At 61.2% G+C, this 18,026-nt stretch carries 26 protein-coding genes and 1 tRNA gene; 2 read left to right on the top strand and 25 right to left on the bottom strand.

The genetic code is table 11. The features are described from left to right. The 22 genes from NFJ07_RS20520 to NFJ07_RS20420 form a co-directional block, all read right to left on the bottom strand. Nucleotides 1–393 carry a hypothetical protein gene (locus tag NFJ07_RS20520; protein ID WP_269997341.1) on the bottom strand — a complete coding sequence of 131 codons (393 nt, stop codon included), beginning with the start codon at nt 391–393 and terminating at the stop codon, nt 1–3. Nucleotides 394–395: 2 nt separating this feature from the next. Beyond that, nucleotides 396–743, bottom strand: coding sequence for a hypothetical protein (locus NFJ07_RS20515; protein ID WP_269997339.1), 348 nt, complete (start codon nt 741–743; stop codon nt 396–398). 67 nt (nt 744–810) lie between these two features. Beyond that, entirely contained in the window at nt 811–1,851 is a 1,041-nt protein-coding gene (locus tag NFJ07_RS20510; RefSeq protein WP_269997337.1) for a major capsid protein, read from the bottom strand. 12 nt (nt 1,852–1,863) lie between these two features. Beyond that, nucleotides 1,864–2,259 carry a head decoration protein gene (locus NFJ07_RS20505; RefSeq protein WP_269997335.1) on the bottom strand — a complete coding sequence of 132 codons (396 nt, stop codon included), beginning with the start codon at nt 2,257–2,259 and terminating at the stop codon, nt 1,864–1,866. A gap of 23 nt (nt 2,260–2,282) precedes the next feature. Further along, a complete protein-coding gene (locus NFJ07_RS20500; RefSeq protein WP_269997334.1) occupies nt 2,283–2,909 on the bottom strand; it encodes a hypothetical protein in 627 nt (208 codons plus the stop codon). A gap of 70 nt (nt 2,910–2,979) precedes the next feature. Next, a complete protein-coding gene (locus tag NFJ07_RS20495) occupies nt 2,980–3,720 on the bottom strand; it encodes a VG15 protein (protein WP_269997333.1) in 741 nt (246 codons plus the stop codon). Nucleotides 3,721–3,722: 2 nt separating this feature from the next. Then, nucleotides 3,723–5,312, bottom strand: a complete 1,590-nt coding sequence (locus NFJ07_RS20490; protein ID WP_269997331.1) for a hypothetical protein — start codon at nt 5,310–5,312, stop codon at nt 3,723–3,725. 11 nt (nt 5,313–5,323) lie between these two features. After that, entirely contained in the window at nt 5,324–6,829 is a 1,506-nt protein-coding gene (locus tag NFJ07_RS20485; protein WP_269997330.1) for a hypothetical protein, read from the bottom strand. 16 nt (nt 6,830–6,845) lie between these two features. Then, entirely contained in the window at nt 6,846–7,232 is a 387-nt protein-coding gene (locus tag NFJ07_RS20480) for a hypothetical protein (RefSeq protein ID WP_269997328.1), read from the bottom strand. A 9-nt stretch (nt 7,233–7,241) separates the two neighbouring features. After that, entirely contained in the window at nt 7,242–7,646 is a 405-nt protein-coding gene (locus NFJ07_RS20475; protein WP_269997327.1) for a bifunctional DNA primase/polymerase, read from the bottom strand. Between the two features lie 432 nt (nt 7,647–8,078). After that, nucleotides 8,079–8,324 carry an HNH endonuclease gene (locus NFJ07_RS26085; RefSeq protein ID WP_442865380.1) on the bottom strand — a complete coding sequence of 82 codons (246 nt, stop codon included), beginning with the start codon at nt 8,322–8,324 and terminating at the stop codon, nt 8,079–8,081. Nucleotides 8,325–8,694: 370 nt separating this feature from the next. Beyond that, nucleotides 8,695–8,779, bottom strand: a tRNA-OTHER gene (locus tag NFJ07_RS20470). Nucleotides 8,780–9,271: 492 nt separating this feature from the next. After that, nucleotides 9,272–9,883 (bottom strand): hypothetical protein, encoded by a 612-nt coding sequence (locus tag NFJ07_RS20465; protein WP_269997326.1) that lies wholly within the window; start codon nt 9,881–9,883, stop codon nt 9,272–9,274. Beyond that, nucleotides 9,880–10,134 carry a hypothetical protein gene (locus NFJ07_RS20460; RefSeq protein WP_269997324.1) on the bottom strand — a complete coding sequence of 85 codons (255 nt, stop codon included), beginning with the start codon at nt 10,132–10,134 and terminating at the stop codon, nt 9,880–9,882. Before NFJ07_RS20460 ends, NFJ07_RS20465 begins: the two co-directional genes overlap by 4 nt. Then, entirely contained in the window at nt 10,131–10,361 is a 231-nt protein-coding gene (locus NFJ07_RS20455; protein ID WP_269997323.1) for a hypothetical protein, read from the bottom strand. Before NFJ07_RS20455 ends, NFJ07_RS20460 begins: the two co-directional genes overlap by 4 nt. Continuing rightward, complete coding sequence (locus NFJ07_RS20450; RefSeq protein WP_269997322.1) at nt 10,358–10,537, bottom strand: hypothetical protein; 180 nt, start codon at nt 10,535–10,537, stop codon at nt 10,358–10,360. Before NFJ07_RS20450 ends, NFJ07_RS20455 begins: the two co-directional genes overlap by 4 nt. Next, nucleotides 10,534–10,944 carry a RusA family crossover junction endodeoxyribonuclease gene (locus NFJ07_RS20445; RefSeq protein WP_269997320.1) on the bottom strand — a complete coding sequence of 137 codons (411 nt, stop codon included), beginning with the start codon at nt 10,942–10,944 and terminating at the stop codon, nt 10,534–10,536. The genes NFJ07_RS20450 and NFJ07_RS20445 overlap by 4 nt, the downstream gene beginning before the upstream one ends. Next, nucleotides 10,941–11,237, bottom strand: a complete 297-nt coding sequence (locus NFJ07_RS20440; RefSeq protein ID WP_269997319.1) for a hypothetical protein — start codon at nt 11,235–11,237, stop codon at nt 10,941–10,943. The genes NFJ07_RS20445 and NFJ07_RS20440 overlap by 4 nt, the downstream gene beginning before the upstream one ends. After that, on the bottom strand, nt 11,234–11,515 hold the full coding sequence (locus tag NFJ07_RS20435; RefSeq protein WP_269997318.1) for a hypothetical protein: 282 nt from the start codon (nt 11,513–11,515) through the stop codon (nt 11,234–11,236). The genes NFJ07_RS20440 and NFJ07_RS20435 overlap by 4 nt, the downstream gene beginning before the upstream one ends. A gap of 71 nt (nt 11,516–11,586) precedes the next feature. Next, the gene (locus tag NFJ07_RS20430) at nt 11,587–12,447 is read right to left on the bottom strand and encodes a hypothetical protein (protein ID WP_269997316.1); all 861 of its coding nucleotides are present in this window, start codon (nt 12,445–12,447) and stop codon (nt 11,587–11,589) included. Next, nucleotides 12,444–12,815, bottom strand: coding sequence for a hypothetical protein (locus NFJ07_RS20425; RefSeq protein WP_269997315.1), 372 nt, complete (start codon nt 12,813–12,815; stop codon nt 12,444–12,446). Before NFJ07_RS20425 ends, NFJ07_RS20430 begins: the two co-directional genes overlap by 4 nt. Nucleotides 12,816–13,052: 237 nt before the next feature. Next, nucleotides 13,053–13,541 carry a hypothetical protein gene (locus NFJ07_RS20420; RefSeq protein ID WP_269997314.1) on the bottom strand — a complete coding sequence of 163 codons (489 nt, stop codon included), beginning with the start codon at nt 13,539–13,541 and terminating at the stop codon, nt 13,053–13,055. Between the two features lie 55 nt (nt 13,542–13,596). On the opposite strand from NFJ07_RS20420, the gene NFJ07_RS20415 reads away from it, so the two are divergent. Both NFJ07_RS20415 and NFJ07_RS20410 read left to right on the top strand, forming a co-directional pair. Next, a complete protein-coding gene (locus NFJ07_RS20415) occupies nt 13,597–14,277 on the top strand; it encodes a hypothetical protein (RefSeq protein WP_269997313.1) in 681 nt (226 codons plus the stop codon). A 44-nt stretch (nt 14,278–14,321) separates the two neighbouring features. Further along, nucleotides 14,322–14,657, top strand: a complete 336-nt coding sequence (locus NFJ07_RS20410; protein ID WP_269997311.1) for a hypothetical protein — start codon at nt 14,322–14,324, stop codon at nt 14,655–14,657. Nucleotides 14,658–14,662: 5 nt separating this feature from the next. Here the strand turns inward: NFJ07_RS20410 and NFJ07_RS20405 are convergent, their stop codons facing one another. The 3 genes from NFJ07_RS20405 to NFJ07_RS20395 form a co-directional block, all read right to left on the bottom strand. Next, nucleotides 14,663–16,324, bottom strand: coding sequence for a DNA cytosine methyltransferase (locus NFJ07_RS20405; protein WP_269997310.1), 1,662 nt, complete (start codon nt 16,322–16,324; stop codon nt 14,663–14,665). 124 nt (nt 16,325–16,448) lie between these two features. Next, nucleotides 16,449–16,742 (bottom strand): hypothetical protein, encoded by a 294-nt coding sequence (locus NFJ07_RS20400; RefSeq protein WP_269997309.1) that lies wholly within the window; start codon nt 16,740–16,742, stop codon nt 16,449–16,451. Continuing rightward, complete coding sequence (locus NFJ07_RS20395) at nt 16,739–17,869, bottom strand: DNA polymerase III subunit beta (protein WP_269997307.1); 1,131 nt, start codon at nt 17,867–17,869, stop codon at nt 16,739–16,741. Before NFJ07_RS20395 ends, NFJ07_RS20400 begins: the two co-directional genes overlap by 4 nt. Nucleotides 17,870–18,026: the final 157 nt, after the last annotated feature.

The following is an 18,026-nucleotide window of genomic DNA, read 5'->3' as shown; positions in this document are numbered from 1 at the left end:
TCAGCCTCCCGTGGGAATGGTCCAAGCTTGGCGCCGCCTGGACTTGGCAAGGAGCCGCTTGTCGGCGGCCGTCAGGTAGAGACTGCCGTCGGGATTCGCCATCTTGCCGCCCATAGAGAACGGGCCAGCTCCGAACTGGAACGACTCCATCCCGGCCGGCGGAGCGTTCTCGTCCTTCGGCTCCATGGCCCGCTTGACCATCCGGCACACCACAAGGCGCGGCACTTCGGAGTCGATGCTCCCACCGGCGATGCGCGCGTCGAGGTCCGGGTAAAGCCCCCGGACCTCGATCGACGCTTCATGGAGCTTTTGTGCGGCGTCAGTCTCGCCCTCCGCGGGCAGCGCCGACCAGTGCTCCTGAAGATCTGCCAGAGTCGCGTAGTCGGCAGCCACAGTTAGGACTTCCGGGGACGGCCGCGGCGCGGAGCCGGTGCGGTGAAGTCAGGAGTGTCAGCGTTCGAGATGGGGGGTGCGACGTCGTCGCCATCACGGTCGGTGTCAGCTTCCGCGTTTTCGGAATCTTCGTCGCCAGGTTCATCTTCGCCGGCTTCATCGTCGCCGGAGGCGCCTTCGGGTGCGGTCGATGGCCCGGTGCATGCCGGAGCTTCGGCAGGTTCTGCATCCTCGAAGATGCAGTGGTCACCCACGAGGTCTTCGGCCCACTCAGGGACGTCGTCGCCGGGGTTGAACCATGTTGGCCCATCGTCGGTGTGTACCGCGACTCGGGCAGAAAACTTTGTCATGAGAATCCTCTCCACTTTGGAGAGGGCGGCACGAACGAATTCGCACCGCCCTCGCCGAACGTTTGGGCTAGTAGACGTCCGCCACGAGCAGCAGCTTCGGGTTTTGCAGAACGGGCATGCCGACTGCATCAACGAAGGTGTCCTCGCGGTAAGGCGGGCTGTCCTTCTGATCGACGACGCCGACGATGCCGGGGGCCTGTTCGAAGGTGAAGTCGACAGCGTTGGAGTTGACCAGCTTGAGGGCAGTTGCGGAGACGCCCCATGCTGTGAAGCCAAGCTCGCCCGAGTCGGGGATAAACAGGATCTTGTCCTCGGGCAGGACGCGGGTTGTAGTGCCGTCCACGTCGACCTTGGTGTCGTAGACGAACTTGATCGGCGGGAGGCCGAATGCGTCCAGCACCGACTCGAGCGCGGCGCGGGTGACGATGCCGGGCGCACCGGCCAGTGTCGCGGCAAGCTGACGGACCTCCGCGTTGCGCAGCATGTAGCCGAGCACCTTGTTGGAGATCGCCACGCCAGCAGGGCGGCGGCCGTTCGTCGCGACGTAAACGTCCACCCATGCGGTCATGTCCATGATGACGGTAGCCGTGGCGGTGTTGGACCACGCGGTTGCCGTGGAAACGATGTGTTCCGCCGGAACGCCGAAGTCGGCCTCCAGCGTCAGGCCGTTCTCACCAGCAAGGGTGAACTTACCGTCGCCCAGGACGTCGCCACGCGCGAGCTCCATGCGGGTGTGCACTTCGCCCGTGAGGTTCGTTGCGTCGTCGTAGATCTGGTCGATCAGAGCCGAATTGGAGCCGCCATTATGACGGGCCGCCTCAAGGTCGAGCGTTTCCTGTTCACCAACGCCGTTCATCGAAGACAGCGGCGGCAGTTTGACCTGCGACGTGGTCAGCGAGTCGCGCTGCGAACGGTGAATCCGGCCGTCGAACGAACGGAACTTTGCGGCGCGGTTGGTGCGCGTCAGTTCCGTCAGGTCCACCGTGTTCTTGCCGAGCGTCTTGTTCGGCAAGATCTGGTCAAGAACGTAATTCGCCGGGGTGGGAACCTCGCGCACGAAGGCGGTGAGGGCGTCCGGGGTTACCGGACCATCGAAAAGAATAGCCATGGTTGGGACTCCTTAGACGAATCGGATCCACGAGGCAAGGTCAACCTTGCCGGCGGCGTCGATAGTGATGGGCAGTTTGGATTCCTTCACAACGCCAGCAAAACGCAGCGCCGAACCGGCATCCACGGCCGTGTTCGCGGGATTGGGAACCTTGGTGTAGCGGGCCGTGAACCCGCGGGCCACTGCGCGCCCGTCAACAGCGGCGTCGTCATACGGTCCGTAAAGGTTCGTGGCGGTGATCTTGCCAACCACGGTGCCGGACGGGATGAACCCGTTGGGGTAGTGCGTGCCAGGGGTGAACGTGGAAATGTCGAGCGTGATGCTCTCAGCCTCGTAACCGCCCTCGTCGAGCAGCCAAGAAAGGTTCTCGACCGCGTAAGTGGACTTGCTAACCGAAATGTCGGTCATCGTAAGCTCCTAGCTTGAGTGAATTAGTCTTTGATGAATCCGCGCTTGCGTGCCTGCTCCAGCCCAGCGTCACGGCCCGAGACGCCTTTCCGGTCGCCGGTGCCAGAACCCGGGACTGGGTCAGGCTTCGGAGCTTTCCCCTCAGCCTTGGCGTAGAGATCTGAGATCTTCTTCGCGGACGCAAGGAATGTGGCCTCGTCGGACCCGGTTACGAGATCCTGGTATTCCTCCGGGACGGGATGCTTGGCCAATGCGGCGAGACGTGCGTTGGTTGCCCTGAGTGTCGCGACCTCGGCGGCCTTCTCGTCCCGTTCCTTGTTGGCCTTCTCGATGTCGGAGAGCTTCGCGTCATCGATCTTCTTGAGGGCAGCTTCGGCATCGGACGCGCGCTTCTCGGCAGCTTTCCGAGCCTCGCGCTCGGTGTTCAACGCCTTGATGCCGCCTTCGCCGAGCGGCTTACCGTCGGGGTCCGGTTGGTTACCTTGGTCGCCATTCTGCTGGCCGCCGTCGCCGCCGTCGTTTCCTTGCGGCGTGGTGCCTGCTCCGTCCTCCATTACCGCGTCCCCGAAGGTTTTACGGTGGAATTCGAACAGGGCAGTCAGGCCGCCCGGCGCGTAAAGATCGATGTTGTGGTGAACCCGAGTCTCCATTGGGAAAGCTCCTTTAGTGAGTGCCGCATCGCACGGCGAACGACCCTGCCCGCATCGCACGGAAGGGAACTTAGTGGGTGTGGACGCCGTCGTTGACGAAGTCCGGGAACTCGCGGCGCAATGCAGCTGCGATTTCCTTCATGTCTCCAGATCCGGCCGCGTCGCGGGCGATCTGGTACATGTCGTAGTAGTTATCCGGAAGATAACCAGGCGGGTAGTCGTCACCGGGCCTCAAAGGCACCGGCTGGCAATCGCATTTGCCGTGATACGCCGACCCGTCAGCCCGCGTAGACGCCGACTTCTTTGAGAGATAGACCGCGTCGCGGGAAGCCAGGATCAAGCACCAAGAACAGGTCTTCTCGCCAGACGGAACTCTCGCCCAAAAGGCGCCCTCCCGATCCGCGTTCCAAGAGAGCGTGTCCCGTCCGTGCTGCTTCACGTACTTGTCCGTTGCCAGCTTGAGTGAACCGAGGATTGAAGCCGGATCAGGAGTCCACAACTGTTCGGCGAGGAACCTGATCTTCTGCTGCACGCGTTCAGCTGTTACGGATGCCGGCGCGGCAGTCGACGTGAAACGACCGACCGCGCCAGACGCCCCTCGCAACTCGTCGTACCAGTCCATGGCCAATACCTCGGCCACTTGCCCATACTCAGCAATCAGATGTGGCAAGAACTCCAGAAGGGCGTCTCGGACGGCTTCAGGACGGGACAGGTCGAGTGCAGCGAAATAGGCGGCCAACTCGGCCGTCACCCGCTTCGAGAGTTCCGACGTCGCAATCCGGTATCGGTCAATCTCCGCGGCATCAACCACGATTACGCTCCTTCGCGGATCGTAATAGGGCTGCCCGGCATGAACTTGACACCTGGAAGGCCCGCGCGCTCGGCGGCGTCCGCAGCCTCAACACCAGCGCGACGAAGAACACCCAGCGCGTCCGCCTGAGCCTTGAGAACCTGAGCGTTCTTGAGGTTCTCATCTACCCCCCCTGCCGGAGTTGAGCCGTCGCTGAACACCGGCGCCGACGAAGACTTCGCGGCTGCCAACAGGGAATCCAACCGTGTTCCGGCGGACTGCTTGGCGCGGTAGGCGTTCATCCGGTCAATCTGGGACCTGTCCAGCCCGTAAATCTCCATCGCAACCTCAGGGTCGCCGTCCGGGAACGCCGTCGAGAACTTGAGCCCAGCATCAGCTTTCGCAGCCAGAGTAGGAGTGCCCGGGTCAAGGAACCGGGATTTCAGCCCGCGCAGATCCATTTCCATCGCCGGCGTCCACTCGCCATGCTTTACCGCAAGGATGTTCCGAGCGAGAGCAACGCGCGACAGGTTGATACTCGCCAGCTCATCCTCAACCATCGCAACCAGGTCAGATTCAGAGGCGAGAATCGCGTCAGCCGATGAAGGATTGTCGTGAATGATGCCAAGGTATCCAACAGGAATCGTCGTCTCACTGGACACCATCAACCCGATGGTCCGAAGCATCTCCGAATGCGGTTGCATCGACGCTTGCGCCAGCTGAGTGATGCTCGGGCGAACAAGCTTGCCCTCGTCCTCGTCCCAGACATCGGGGAGTGCCCAGATGCCGCCCATGAGGGCCTTTAACGGAGAAATGCGGTTGCCCTGCGGATCAGTGAAGTGCGTCTCGTCAGCGCCAAGCAGCGCGCGCTGGGGAGCCGAATAGAACTCAGCGGTCACTTCCTGCCGCAGCATCGTTCTGACACCAGAATCGATGTAGCCCATCAGCGGTCGAGTGACTCTGGAATGACCAAATGGACGCTTGAGCGAACGCCCCCAGACATACGGCACACATGGGACCTTGTCCCCGATGCCGGTCGACTCGCGGGTAACGTGCCAGCTGCCATCAGCCCGTTCGACCTGCAGAGTCATCCCGGGCTTGTACAACAAGACCATCGACTGGGAAACAACCTCAAGCGCCGCTGTAACACGCCACGTCCGAGGGTCGATCTCGGCCGTCGCCTCAAGCGCTGTCCTGGCGGTCACGACGACGTCGGGTTCGCCAAGATCTGAATCGCCGGGTGTCGTGAACACAAAGGACGCCGAATTTTGAAGCGACGCCTCGATGGCCATGCGCTCCAGTAGGGCCACGTGACCCTCTACCGTTTCATGAAGCTCACCGAGCATGCTCGACCCATTCGGAAGAATGAACCCGTCCGGACGGATCCGGGACGCCGGAACCTTCACAGCCTTATGAGCCCAGCCAATGACCGACTGGAAATCCTTCATGTTTTCCGGGATCGAAAACCCGATCTTCTCGAGCCTCTTCTTCGACTCGACGTAGTCATCACGGAGCCGATTTCGCAGCGCCTTCCGCCGAACAGTCTTCAACATCCGACTGAAAGCTGAGGCCTCTTCGGCGGTGAGCTCGCGATTCAAAACCTTGACGGCCAAGCCATCACCACCTAAGCGACAATTGCGCCGCGAGGCGTCCTTTCGGAACGCTCAGTACGGCGACGGGCGAATTTCTGGGAACCGTAGTGGGCACAGGTAACGGCCACGGTCGGGGCCAGGTCAGCTTCCAAGCTGTCCTTGTTCCACTTGAAGGATCCGGGTCTGCCCTTGATTGGATCCTGGACGGTGTGCTTGACGGATTCGTCGAGGTGTTGCTGCCCGAAATGGGTCACGGACTTTTCCACGTCGACGCCGCGGCGGATCATTGCACAGGCCTGCGTGTACTCGTTGGCGTTGAGAATGTAAACGCTCACGTTGCGCTTCTTGAGCGGCACCTCAAGGATGTCCCGAGCTGGCGAGTAAGCATCGATGACAACTGGAACGCGGCGCTTCGTCCGCTCCCAAATCCAAGCCACCAGCGCGGAGGTTCCCTCGACGTCGAACGGTGCATCAACGGCCAATTCAAGGTGCACACCGACGTCGGAAAACACGGCGACGCCGATCGACACCTTGGTTTGCTCCGGGTTCATGTCCACGCCGATCGCAGCCATGGGCCACTCGCCATCCGGATCCTTGATCTTCCGGTCCAGCCAGTATTTGAAAGCTGCCTTTCCGACCTCGGTCGGCGTCGGCCACATATTCAGTCGCTCGCGCGCGTAGGACCGCGGGGAGAACTCGTTGAGCTCGTCCTGGATCGTCTCCAAGGAAATTCGGATACCAAGCGCAGGGTTAGCGTCAGCGGCATTCCGTAGGTCCCGGACGAACTCGGCAAGCTCAGCTTCGGTCATCTTGTCGACGTCACCCTTGGCGGAGTGCTCCACCCACGCTGCGCGCTTATTCTTGCCCGTGACCGCGTTGTTCCGGACACGAACAAACGGTTCGCCGCGCTCGGAAAGGTCCTTGGGCGGGGTGCCCATGAAAATAGTTACCGGGTCACCTGAGGGGGCTGCAGAAATCGTCGGCTTCAGAGCTTCCTGCTCGTCCTCTTCGTACTCTTGAGCCTCGTCAACAACAAGGACGTCGAAGGAGCTGCCGCGGCCGGCGCCGCCCGTTCGGGCGCCGAGCTCGATAATGCCGCCGTTGTCCAGCACGATGGCTTCCTGGCCATTGGTCTTGCGGATCTCAATGACCATGGCATTTAGCTCAGGGAAACGGGCGTTCGGGTCGTTGACCTTCTGACCAAAGAAATGAAGCAGGCGTTTGAACGCCTTCCGCGCCGAGGTGAGCAGGTGCGAGGTATGCAGGATCTTGAGGCCCAACTGCACTAGCAGGTACAGTTCGACAGCTTCCAGGCTGCCGTTCTTGCCGTTCTGCCGCGGCACTGAAACGCCCCACGTCCCAGCACACCAGCGGCCCGTAGTCGTCGTCCGCAACCACGCTCGCACAACCTGCGCCTGCCACTCATCAAGGATCAGACCGTAACCTGCGGCGAGGTCGATCGCGGCCTCAGCATGGTCGCACGAATACCCGCGAGGAGTCGGCGCGATGTAGAAGCGGGCGTCCTGCGAACCCTTCAACCGACACCACCACCAGTCAGGCCTTCTTCAACCCCCGAGCCTTGATCCGATCAAGCGGGGTGACATTAGTCGGTATCGGCACATTTGCAGGCTTCGCGGCAGCATCGGCCGGGGCAAGCTTTGAAAGGATCGTGGAAAATGCGATCGCCTGCTGGCGGGCCTCAGAAAATACGTTCTGGAACTTCACCTCGACGTTATACTCGCCGTCCTCACCCGACTCCATGTCCAGGCGGAACACCATGAGGTTCAGGACGCCCTTGCCCTGGATGATGTTGTCGAGCTCGTCCAAGCGGTCGGCCAGTCGGGCAGCCTCAAGCACAAGCGCATTCCGCGGCACATCTTCAGTGGCCATCGCCGCCCAGATAGACAAGCCGCGTTCGCCAAGGCCAGCAGGAACATCCACGGCGGCCTCCTAGAGCTTGATGGCGTTTCCCGTCACTGCGATGTAGCGGCCGGCTGTGTAGCGTTCGACGCTCCGGCCGTCACGGATCTTCCGGCCCGGCCCTTCCGGAGCCTCGATGAAGAGGTGAACGCCATCGCCAGACTGAGAAACCTCGGAAAAGATCACATGCTCAGAGACGGTCCGGATGTACTCGACGGCCCAGTCAGCAAGTGCCCCGCCGTCGAAACAATGGTCAAGGTCGATACAGCCGATCCCATCGCCCAGTACAAAGCCAAGACCGACGCCGGCCGACGATGCTTTTGCCTCAGCGAAGGTCGACCAAGTAGCAGGATCCGTCGAACTCGCAGGCTTCCCAGAAATTGTCACCGGCCGCTTATTCGAAGTCCGCCGAACCCAGCGAGCACGCTCCGTCATCGCCTTCGGAAAATCATGCAGGCGAGACAACCGCTTCCGGCACCTGGCCGAACACGTCCGAGCCTGTGAACGGTACAGCCGCAGCGACGCTCCGCAGCACTCACAAGCCCTATCTGACATGCCCTAATTCTATCAGAATGTCACACTTTTTCCTTGTAAATAAAGGGAAGTAGAGGCATTCGAGATTTGGAGCCACGCCGCCCACGAGGACACATTCGACGGAGGTCAAAAAGCCCTACAAGCAAGCGGCGCGGCGGTCGAAAGGGCTCCCAGAGGCTCTCCGAACCATGCCAGCGGCCCGACGGCCGGACTCGGGGGGATATTTTCGCTATGCCTGGGGTGCGAACGGGAGGCCCCTGGGGAGGGGCCTTCCCCCATACCCCGATATGGGGTTCTGGGATACGGGTTTTCGTATCTGGGGTTATCCACAGGTCACCATCGACGACTGGTTTTGAGCGGTTTGACGGCCATTACGGTCGCCATTTTGGGTGCTTGGCGGTTGCCTTTGGACTGATTGCAGCGCCTGCATATGACGATGACGTTTGATAGCTCGTCTCGTCCGCCTTTGGCATGCGGGATGATGTGGTCTGCCTCGGCACTGCATGGCGTGAGCCCGACGTCGTAGTCGAGCGTGACACCGCAGTGAGGGCATCGCGTCTGGCCATTGGCTTTGGCCAGCTTCTTGGCTTGGCGTGAGACGCGCTTCCATGTGGCTGTGCCTGTGCGTGAGGTAGCGATGACTACCTCCTAAAGCTTGTCTCTGGTTGTGCTTCCGGTTTGCCTGAGACGGTGGCCGGTATGAGGTGCCTTGGCTTGCGGGTCGCGGGACGAATGATGCTTTGCTTGCCGACGTTCCAAGGTCTTAGCCCCGTACCAATTCCGCGTTGCCATCTCCTGGGCTCGGCATCACATGTTCTTGGGGATGGTGTTTCCGGTGCGGCGGCAGGTGGGGGCCTTAGCGGGTGGAGAGAGCAGACACCCGGCTCCTACCTTGGTTCGCTGGCCGTTCGTGAGGCGGGGCGTGACTTTGACCGCCGCTACCGGAAAGGGGGAATGGCTGGATTCGAACCAGCGACCTCTGTCTTGTTCTGTGTGCGCACACCCAGCGCTCTAACCACCTGAGCTACATTCCCTTGTGGCCCGCGCTCATGGGGGTTTGCGCGGGCCGGACGCTGCCTCTCGGCTGTGCCTCGATTCGGGGAACCATTGTGGTTCCCGTGGGCTGGGGCGGCTTTGCACCGCCGACGATTTCAGGTCGCCCTCATTTGTCCAGCCCTCCCGCAGCTCATGTTCTGCGGGCTATTCAGTTGTTGGTTCTTGTGCCAGGCCCGGGCTTGGCGCGCCTCGCCCGGGTCCAGCGTTGCAACGGTCACCAGCCGTTGCTCTTGCTTCCCGGTTCCCCGGGGAAGTGTGTGGCCGGCGCCTCGCGGCGAGCGGCGTGCGCGTGTCCCTGCGCGGGAGATAGGGCCTCCTTGGGGGTTTGGTACCTATCTAGGGGCATGAAAAAAGCCGGTCGCTTGGCGATCCGGCTTGGTTTTGGGTACGTCACTTACCCCTCAGTGAGTCACTTTAACGCACATCACGAACGATTACCAACAGCTACCGACACTCACCACAACTCACCATCAATCACTAGCGTCCACGAGTGCCTCTCGGCGTGTCGCGTACCAAGCGTCCAGGACCTCATGGGGGTTGTAGGTGGGTGAAGGCTTGGTTTCTACCGCTTTGAACTTGCCCCGGGCTACCCAATTTCGAATGTCCTTGCCAGTGAGGCTGATGTGGGCGTTTTCTCGTAGCCAGGGCACGAGTTTGCGGGTTGGCATTGGTGGTGCGATGCCTTTGATGCGCTCGCGGTTGGCAGCATGGTTGACGGGCGGTTCCTCGGGTCCACTGACGAGCAGTTCGGCTTTGGTGACCCAGTCTCGGATCATCCATGCGATGCCGGATGCGCGAGGGTCCTTTGCATGTTCTGATGCCAGAGTCTTGTTGACTGTCCGAAGGTTCTCTTGGAGTTGCAGCGCGTCGAGGTTGATTGGCGCCGCGCTGCCGGGCTTGCTTCCGCTGTTCCATCCGCCACCGGCGGGCCTCACGTTGTCGAGTTTCGCGATGGTGACGCTTAGGGCGGCGATGAGGACGGGCACTTTGTCGAGCCAGGCTTTCAGGTCCCGGACGCATTGCGTGCAGAGGTAGGTGCTTGTCCAGTTCGCGCAGTCTTCCGTGGTGCATTCGTTGCTCAAGCCTGATCTCGCCTTTCTTCGGGTTGGGTCACCTGGCGGACTTGGAAGGCCTTGGTGGCGAGGATGAGGATCCGTTCTCCGTCGTCGGAGTCGGTGGTGTAGTTCCAGAAGCCGATGCGTCCGGCTTCGTAGAAGTAGATTTCGTGGGCGCTGATCTGTTGCTCGCCGGCGTCGGGGTAGGTCCGGTACGCGAAGTGGCGCAGCTTGCGCGGCGACGCCGGCTCGGCGGTGATCTTGTCGTAAAGGCTCAATCGAGTCCCAGCCTTTCCGCGATCTGATCCCAGATCTTTTTGGCATCTCCGATGGTCGCCGCGTGGGGAGCGGCAGCGATGAGGTTGGCGGTTCGATGCTCGGACGCGAGAGCCAGTGTGGCTTGCACTTGGGCGAGTGCCGCCATGTTCGCTTGGTGCTCACTGCGCATTTCGTTACCTTTTGAGGCGACCTGGAAGAGCGCCTCGGCATTCTTGAAGTTGCTCACCGGCTGCCTCCGGCTTCGAGTTTCTGGATTTGCATGCGGAATCCGGTGGTGACTTTGACGGGTGTGCGCGGGTCGATGTCGTGGTTGAGGGCGTTTTGGGCGAATGCGAAGACGTCGCCGACGGTCATGCCGATCTTCTTGTCGTCGGCGGCGTGTTCGATCTTGATGTTGCTCATGGCTGCTCCTGGGTGATGGTGATGTCGAGTCCGCTTAGGTTTTCGGCCCAGACTTTGCGGATGTTCCAGTGGACGATTCGGGCGTCGTCTTTGATGACTTTGGATTTGGTGAGGGCGTCGCCTACAGCTCTTTGGAGCTTGTCGAGGTCTGGCGTGCCGGCGGGTACGTCCGGGTACTTAGTTGTGCGGGGTTTGGGTAACCGGATCTCGCCGCTTACGGACACTGGCCCGTCGATGGTCGCCCAGTGCATCCCGGCGGCGGCTCGGGCTGCCCCTTCGACGGCGGCGCGCCAGGCGGGCAGCTTCTCATCCATCTCGACCAAGACGATCTTCCGTCCACGCTTGAACGCCTTCTTGCTGCCCTGCGAGGCGGGCAGACCGTAGGCGACGACGCGCAGCGAGCTCATCGTCCGCCCCACTTTCGCCGGTCACGCAAAAGGGTTGGGTCGTGCGGGCGGTTCGGTGGTGGCGCTAATGCGGATGCGATTGATTCAACGACGTCGAGCACAGGCTTCACAGCCTCGGAGAACGCATCGATGATCGCTTGGTAGGCGATGCTCATGATGCGTTGGGCGTGCCCGAATCCGCGCTCGTGCCGGTGGCATGCTTCGATTGCCCGGAACTGGTCGGGGTGCGTCAGTCGGACTTCGCAGGGCTCGCAGGTGTACGTCCAGCGGGCTTTGCCTTCTTTGCGGATCACAGCGTTTTCTCCTTGCGGTCGTGGATGTCCTGGACGAGTTGCTGGCCCTCTGGGTCGGCGAGCATTTCGTGGACGTGTGGAGGTTCGGCGAGGATCAATTCGTTGGGTCCGAACCATGCGCCGCCCGTGATGCGCGGCCATGCTCGATCGCCGGGGTTTCCTTGGACGCGGAACGGGTATCGCTGGGCTTCGTTGATGGCTGTGATGGTTCCAGCGGCGTCGAAGTGGCGGCAGGGTGTGGCGATGACGCGGACAGTGTCGCCAAGTTTGAATTTCATTCGTCCTCCTGAATGACTGAAGCCGCCCCGGTTGGGACGGCTTTGTGATGTTCTGAGATTGGGTGGTGGGGTCAAGCGGCTGCTTTGGCCTCATTCTTGGCGGCTTCAACGGCCACGGTTTTCAACTGTTCGATGACGTGGGTCATTGGTTCGCTTGCCCGTTTCAGGTCGCTGATTGTGCGTTCGATATTGCGGCGCATCTCGGTTGCGACGCTCTTGGTCCGGGCGTGGTCGAGGATCGTCTCGATGATCAGTTCGTCGGTCATCGCGTCGCCGTCGATCCAGGGCATGCCTTTCACGTACTTCTGCTGTGTGACGGCGTTCAAGATCCTGTTGATTCGTTTCGCATGCGGGCTGACATGTGCGCCGCCGCCGGATAGGCGGGCCTCCTGTTCACGAGCTTCGGCCAATTCGGCGCGGTGCTTCCATGCGTCGCGGTCGTATTCGGCGTGTTTCACGACGCCGTCGAGCCTGCCGACCATGTAAGCGGCGAGGCGGGACAGTGCCGGGGACATGTCGCCGTCGGGGGTGAGCTTCGGCGCTTCCCTCAGGATGGTCATTGAGCGGGTGCGCCTGCCGGACGGCGGGGCCATGACGCCCCAAAGGGCGGGGATGGTTAGGCCCTCGATCAAGGCCGGGTCGGCGACGACGAGATACCAGCGGGTACAGTACCGAAGCCATGGGTCTGCCTTAGTGGGGTCGGCGAGCTCGGCCATGACGTCCGATCGGGTCACCTTGATCTCGTGCCCGATCAGGGTGTTTTCCTTCGCCCCTGCGATGGATATGGGTGCGACGAGCAGGTCGGCTCGCCGGCGCCCGCCTGGGGCTCCGATCTCGGGCATGAAGAGATGCCCCATTGCGCGGCCGTCTGGGTTGTAGTGCTGGCGTAGGAGTTCGGTCATGCTGTGGGCGGTGTGGGTCACGTCTGTCACGGTTCTTCCTCGTTTTCTGGTGTGTGGTGTTTGCCGAGCTTGTCCGGCGGCCGAATCCCGGCCTTGATGTCGGCATGGCAGGAGCGGCATGTGTAGCCGTCTTGGCCGATGTGGTCTTCGCAGGGCGGCGGTTTGGGTAGCTGGGCTCTCACCGCTTCTGGCCAGTGCGGGCCGGGATGGAAGATCGGTGCCGGGGTCTTGCACGTGGCTTCCATTGCCTTGGTGGTTGCGGCGATGGTCAGGGCGCCCAGGCTTGGGACGTCGCGGTGCTTGTCGATGAGTGACACCAGCGAGGCGACGGGCCAGTCTGGTCGGATCTCGTGGAGCAGGTAGGCGACGGCCCGCTTTTGCTGGTTGGTGATGATCAAATTGGGATTCCTTTCAAGCCAAAACGTCGCCTGACTTTCGCCGCTGGTTGCCGCCGATTTTCTGGGCTCTGGTGAGTTAAGAAACAGACTTGGTTGGCACTCTTAGGTGTAGGTGTGAAGGTGTAGGTGTTAGGTGCAGGTGTTACCGATGCCTTTCATGAAGGCATCCACAAACCCTTTTCGAACCTCCGATGAAACCCTTTCTGGAAGGGTTTCCCGAACCCTTTACCGATGGGTTTATGCTGCCTCGCCGGATACCATTTCGCGGGGGTTCATGGACCGTCCCGCCATGGCATCCTTTAGGGCTCCCCAGCTTGTCCATTCCGGGTTCTCAGTCTTCAACCGATGGAGCTCATGGACGACGACGCCGCGGATGTTCCGGGACGCCACCGACGCGTAAGCCTTCGCGACTGCGGCGCCCATGTTCCGCTGCTTCAGTAGCCCGTCGCTGCGCATGAACGAACGGACCAGCACTTCTTCGGTGTCGTCGTCGGTCACGATGTAGACCTCATCAATGAGCTCCTGCGCGGCTGATTCCAGCACGTCCAAGGTCAGGCCTTTCGCCTTCGGAACGATGCGCTTCAGCCGCCAGTCCACGACACCGCAGTGGCTCAAATCGGCGTGCGTACTCAAATGGATGAACAACCACTGAGCCATTGGGGACAGGTCAAGGAAGTCATCATCAACCCAGATGCTCACCTTGATCTGCCCGTATTGCCTGGCCATTGATTTGTCCTTTCTCGGATGCAACCGATCGGCTGTCCGCATATAAGATCCGGGGGTGGATGTTTTCGTGTGTAGGGAAGTGCTCTGGATTTCATGTGGCACCTGGTTGGGTCTTTTGAATGGCGTGATCGGTGCGCTCGTGGGTGCTGCGGTTGCTGGGATTGCAGTGTGGAAGACGCTCGAGACGCAACGACGGCTATTCGCGGTTGACCGAGCGCACAACTACACTGCGACGCAATTGGCAGATCACCGGCGAAAAATCGAGCTAGACAAACAGTTGGAGGCTCAACGGGAGGACGTGAAACTTCAGCTAGAGTTCCAAGCTCGTGAGGCATCTCGACAGAGGGAGCTCGCTGCCATCTCTGACCTTGTGGCTGCTGGACATGCAATGGTCAAACGGTACCGGCGGGGTATTCCTGCGATCGAGGACCTGATCTTGCAAGGCGACTCAGCCGTCCTTCGTTGGCGTATGGAAATGACACACCGAGGGTTGGCTGATGAGATTTGGTATTGGACACATCATCTTGGAGGCCTCGCAGTGCGGCTGTTCGATTTGACCGAAGAACGAGCTGACGATGGAAGCCGAACGGTCGCTTTTGACGCTCTTGGAGACGCCCTAGGCACGTTGCAGCTAGTTGCTATGTCGTGGCCCGGCGCGGATCCTGAAAGGAGAGACGAGTTGGTTTCGATGCTCATTGCCGAGCGTAAAAAGCACGAGGATGACTTGCCCGCATAGGTAACCGAACGGAGTGGGTCAGTGCACGTGTGTATGCTCCGGCCATGACTATTGATGTGAACGCGGCCGGTTTGCTCGCCCAGGTGATTCCGGCTCTTCTGGTTTTCCTTGCCTTGGAGGATCGGCTTTCCCCGGCCCTTATTCCGGGCCAAACGTGGCGCAACAGGCTCATGCGTTGGAGGGAATTCGCCGTCGTCGCGAATCTCATTTCTCTGGGCTTGTGCTTGTATATCGTCGTCACGAAGGTCGAGATCTTTGTCGTTAGCCTCGCTATCGTAGCGAGTGTGGCGTTCCTCCTCATTGTTCTGGCGATGCTCTTTGCCGGCATGTTCGGCAGGGATGAGAAGGCCGCCACAGCGGCGGTGGACACGACCACGTAGCCCGCTCATGCTGCCACCAGCGTTCCCGCACCGGCCAGCGAGAGCGCGGCTACGATGAACAGGTCGCGCGCGGCGGGCGGAGTCACAGCATTACCGGCTTGCTTCACTTGTTCGCGCTTATTCCCGGTCATGATGTAGCTCTTGGGGAACGCCATGCCCGCGCTGATTTCATACGGTTCGAGCATCCTGAATTCGCACTCCTCGATTTCGGGGACGGTCCATTCAGTGACGGCGTGGTGCTGGCCGCCGGCACTGAATGTTCCGAACGGGTCGGTGGTGGGTGCGTTGGATGCCGCCAGGTGCTCGGGTGAGGTGCCGCGCATGGTGGTGATCATCGCGAACCGGTCGGTGGTGCTAATCGTCGGAATGGCTTTGCTGACGGGGTGCATCTGGCCGTTGCCGTAGTACTCCATGAGCATGTGGGCCCCGGGCTGCGCGACGAGTGACTGATGGCCGGCCGTAGTGATCGTTCCGAGCGGTTCCGTGGCTGGCTTGGACATCTCAGCCCCGCTGCCGCGGCTCGAGTTGTTCCGCATGATTAGCGGCGGCATGAGCAGACCGGTTTCGTTCCGGGTGGTCTGCGTCCGCATGGGGTCGCTGGCCAGCTGCGCCATCTTCCCTTCGCGGCCTTCCACTGGCACAAGCAGGGATCGGGTGTAGCTCGTCGTCTGTGTCTGGAACGGTTCGGAGTGGACGGGGCTGATGATCTCGGCGCCGCGGACGGCATCGATGCTGACCGCTTTGCCGTGGTAGCGCTTGAGCCCGGCGGCGATCCTGGACATTGTCTTGGGGACCAAGGGTTTCGTTCGGTCGCCGATACGCTGCCCTCTGAGCTTCCAGTCGATAGCGGATGCTGCAGAAAGCCACCCGGGTTCGATGATGGAGTTGTGGCACTTGGTGTTGGGGCAGCGGTAGACGTACTGCGCCTTGTAGCGGCCCCAGCGGTATTTCGGGTTCTTCCAAGACTGCACGCAGCGCACGGTCTCATCGCAGGCCTCGCAGTGGGCCAGCGGCATGAGCAGATCGAAATTAGGCCGACGGTTTCCCTTGAGCCAGAACATCACGTACATACGGTCCCGGGACTGCGGCGCGGGAAGGCCGCCGAGCTGGGCGTGCATCGAGTTCATGTACACGATGTGGTGCTCGTAGCCGAGTGCGTCCATGGCCATCAGCCAGGCATCGAACATGACCCACTTGGCAGCGTCTACGACGTTCTCAGTGATGATGAGCTTGTACTTGTGCCACTCGGCAAACCGCGGCACGTCCCACATGGTGGCGCGGGACCTATCGGCGGCCTCGTCAGCGATGGAATCGCCGAACAGGTCGGCCTGATTGGTAATCCGCTTCTTGCCCTTCGCTACCGAGTGGTTGGTGCACTCCGGGGAAGCCCAGAGAATATCCGAGGAGGTGATGTAGCGCGGATCCGTGATTTGGATGTCAGCGCAGACGTGGTCCGTCTCGGGGTGGTTCGCGTTGTGCGTCTCGATCGCCCGGGGCCAATGGTTCATGGCCGTCTTGATCGTCACACCCGGGACCTCGAGCGCACCGGTGGATGACCCGCCGGCACCACAGAACATGTCCGTTGCCGTCAGCTCGTTGTTGGCCTGCTGCATGAACTGTTGGAGGTCGGCCAGGGTGTATTGGCGTTCAAGGAGTGCGGTGCTCATGATTGGTCCTTCTCTGCCAAGGGTTGCTTGGTCTTCTCGATGATTGGCGACAGCTGTGTTTCGAGTTCGTGAGGGCCCAGCAGCTCGAAAATGTCTGTCTGGCCTTCCAAGATCTCGTCCAATGTCAGCCGCCAGAGCTGTGTCGGTATCCGCGGCCGGTAGCTGGCACGGCAGGCGCTTCGATGACTACGACGTGAAGTGCGCCGCCGGATCCGGGGACTCGGCGGCCGTCGGCGATGCATGCCCGTGGCGGGCCGACGATGGTCGCGTTATGACGGTGGGCGACGCTGGGCAGGTCGCCGATGGCCTGCAGGATGAGTTCGGCGTCCGTGGTGGCGGTACCAGTGCCTTCGACAACGGGCCAGACGCCACGGAAGGTATGCGTCGGCACGGCCGCTGGCTTCTTGCGGGCGCTCATTGAGGCATCCGAACGGGCATGATCAGGTGCTTGGGCGACTTCGGGTCGTTGACCTGGGCGCCGGCAGGCTGAAACAGGAACGGCTTCGGCGCGGTGGTGTACGAGATGCTCACCTTGTCGGTAGGTATCTGCACCAGTGCCTCGATCAAGAAATTGGGGTTCATGCCGAAGCTGACTTCATCCTTCACGCCGGCCACAACTTCGCCGATGGCTACGGGAGCCCGGGATGGGCCGAACAAACCGTCGTTGAACGTCACTTCCGCGCCGCCGTCGAACAGGCGCACGAAGCACGGAGCAAAGCGGTCGTTCATGGCCTTGGCTACCCTTGTGGATTCGAGTAGGACAGCCCGATCGACTTCGAATGATGCCTTGACGGCGTCGGGGAACAAGGACTTGATCTTAGGGAAGTCGCCGTCAACGCTGATCGTGGTGAAGGTGACGTCCTCGGTTTTGATGGCCACCCGGTTGTCGTGGACGCTGATCTGCACGTTGCCGCCGACGAGGAATCGGTCCAGCGACTTGATCGTGCGGCGCTTCAGGAGGAACTTTGTGCAGCCGGAACCTTCGCCAGCCACGTGGTCCTCAGCCAGCCTGTAGCGATCGGTTGCCTGCAGTTCGAGCGCGCCGTCGACCATCGAGATCTGGACGGCTTCGAGCACTGGATATATCTCCTCTGCCGAAGCGGCGACTACTGCACGGCGAAGCGCGGCGCGGAACTCGCATGCAGGGACTTCGGTCGAAATCGTGGCGGGAACATCGGGGATCTCCGGATAGTCGTCAACGGGCAATGCCTCGGCGTGCACCTCGTATCCGCAGGACTCGACTGTCACCTTTTTGCCGTCAAGCGTGACCGTCGTCAGTGCGGTCTTCGTCTTCCCGGAGGTGGCTCGGATTGCGTCCAGCAGCCACCGGTATGAAACAAGGAATGGAGCGCCTTCCCCCAAAGCATCAAGCGTGGTCACAGCCGATGTTTCGAAGTCGTAGCCGGACAGAACGCCCGCTGCGGGGTCGATGTGCACCGCAGTCAGGATCGCCAACGGCTTCTTGCCGACCATCGCAGGGGAAAGTCGGGTCAGTGCCGCGATCCAGTCCTTAGCCTGGGCGGTGATTGCTTGCAGATCACTCATTTCTTGCTCCTCGGTTCTGGGTACGAAAAAGGCCGCTTCGCAGCGGCCATGAATTGGTTTCGGTTTTGGCGCATCACGTTGGCGATGGCTTGGTCTTGCGTTGGGTTGCGGTAGAAGCGTGGTCCGCTGTCGTCGGCGTCTTGTCGTCGGCGGACGG

It is taken from the genome of Arthrobacter sp. B2a2-09, assembly GCF_027587375.1.
Lineage (GTDB): Bacteria > Actinomycetota > Actinomycetes > Actinomycetales > Micrococcaceae > Arthrobacter.
This window is presented reverse-complemented; position numbering and strand designations above follow the sequence as displayed.

Excerpts from the sequence above, each read along its gene's own strand:
- NFJ07_RS20515 (WP_269997339.1), bottom strand. The coding sequence starts at position 743 with ATGACAAAGTTTTCTGCCCGAGTCGCGGTACACACCGACGATGGGCCA.
- NFJ07_RS20510 (WP_269997337.1), bottom strand. The coding sequence starts at position 1,851 with ATGGCTATTCTTTTCGATGGTCCGGTAACCCCGGACGCCCTCACCGCC.
- NFJ07_RS20505 (WP_269997335.1), bottom strand. The coding sequence starts at position 2,259 with ATGACCGACATTTCGGTTAGCAAGTCCACTTACGCGGTCGAGAACCTT.
- NFJ07_RS20500 (WP_269997334.1), bottom strand. The coding sequence starts at position 2,909 with ATGGAGACTCGGGTTCACCACAACATCGATCTTTACGCGCCGGGCGGC.
- NFJ07_RS20475 (WP_269997327.1), bottom strand. The coding sequence starts at position 7,646 with ATGACGGAGCGTGCTCGCTGGGTTCGGCGGACTTCGAATAAGCGGCCG.
- NFJ07_RS20450 (WP_269997322.1), bottom strand. The coding sequence starts at position 10,537 with ATGAGCAACATCAAGATCGAACACGCCGCCGACGACAAGAAGATCGGC.
- NFJ07_RS20445 (WP_269997320.1), bottom strand. The coding sequence starts at position 10,944 with ATGAGCTCGCTGCGCGTCGTCGCCTACGGTCTGCCCGCCTCGCAGGGC.
- NFJ07_RS20435 (WP_269997318.1), bottom strand. The coding sequence starts at position 11,515 with ATGAAATTCAAACTTGGCGACACTGTCCGCGTCATCGCCACACCCTGC.
- NFJ07_RS20420 (WP_269997314.1), bottom strand. The coding sequence starts at position 13,541 with ATGGCCAGGCAATACGGGCAGATCAAGGTGAGCATCTGGGTTGATGAT.
- NFJ07_RS20410 (WP_269997311.1), top strand. The coding sequence starts at position 14,322 with ATGACTATTGATGTGAACGCGGCCGGTTTGCTCGCCCAGGTGATTCCG.
- NFJ07_RS20405 (WP_269997310.1), bottom strand. The coding sequence starts at position 16,324 with ATGAGCACCGCACTCCTTGAACGCCAATACACCCTGGCCGACCTCCAA.
- NFJ07_RS20400 (WP_269997309.1), bottom strand. The coding sequence starts at position 16,742 with ATGAGCGCCCGCAAGAAGCCAGCGGCCGTGCCGACGCATACCTTCCGT.
- NFJ07_RS20395 (WP_269997307.1), bottom strand. The coding sequence starts at position 17,869 with ATGAGTGATCTGCAAGCAATCACCGCCCAGGCTAAGGACTGGATCGCG.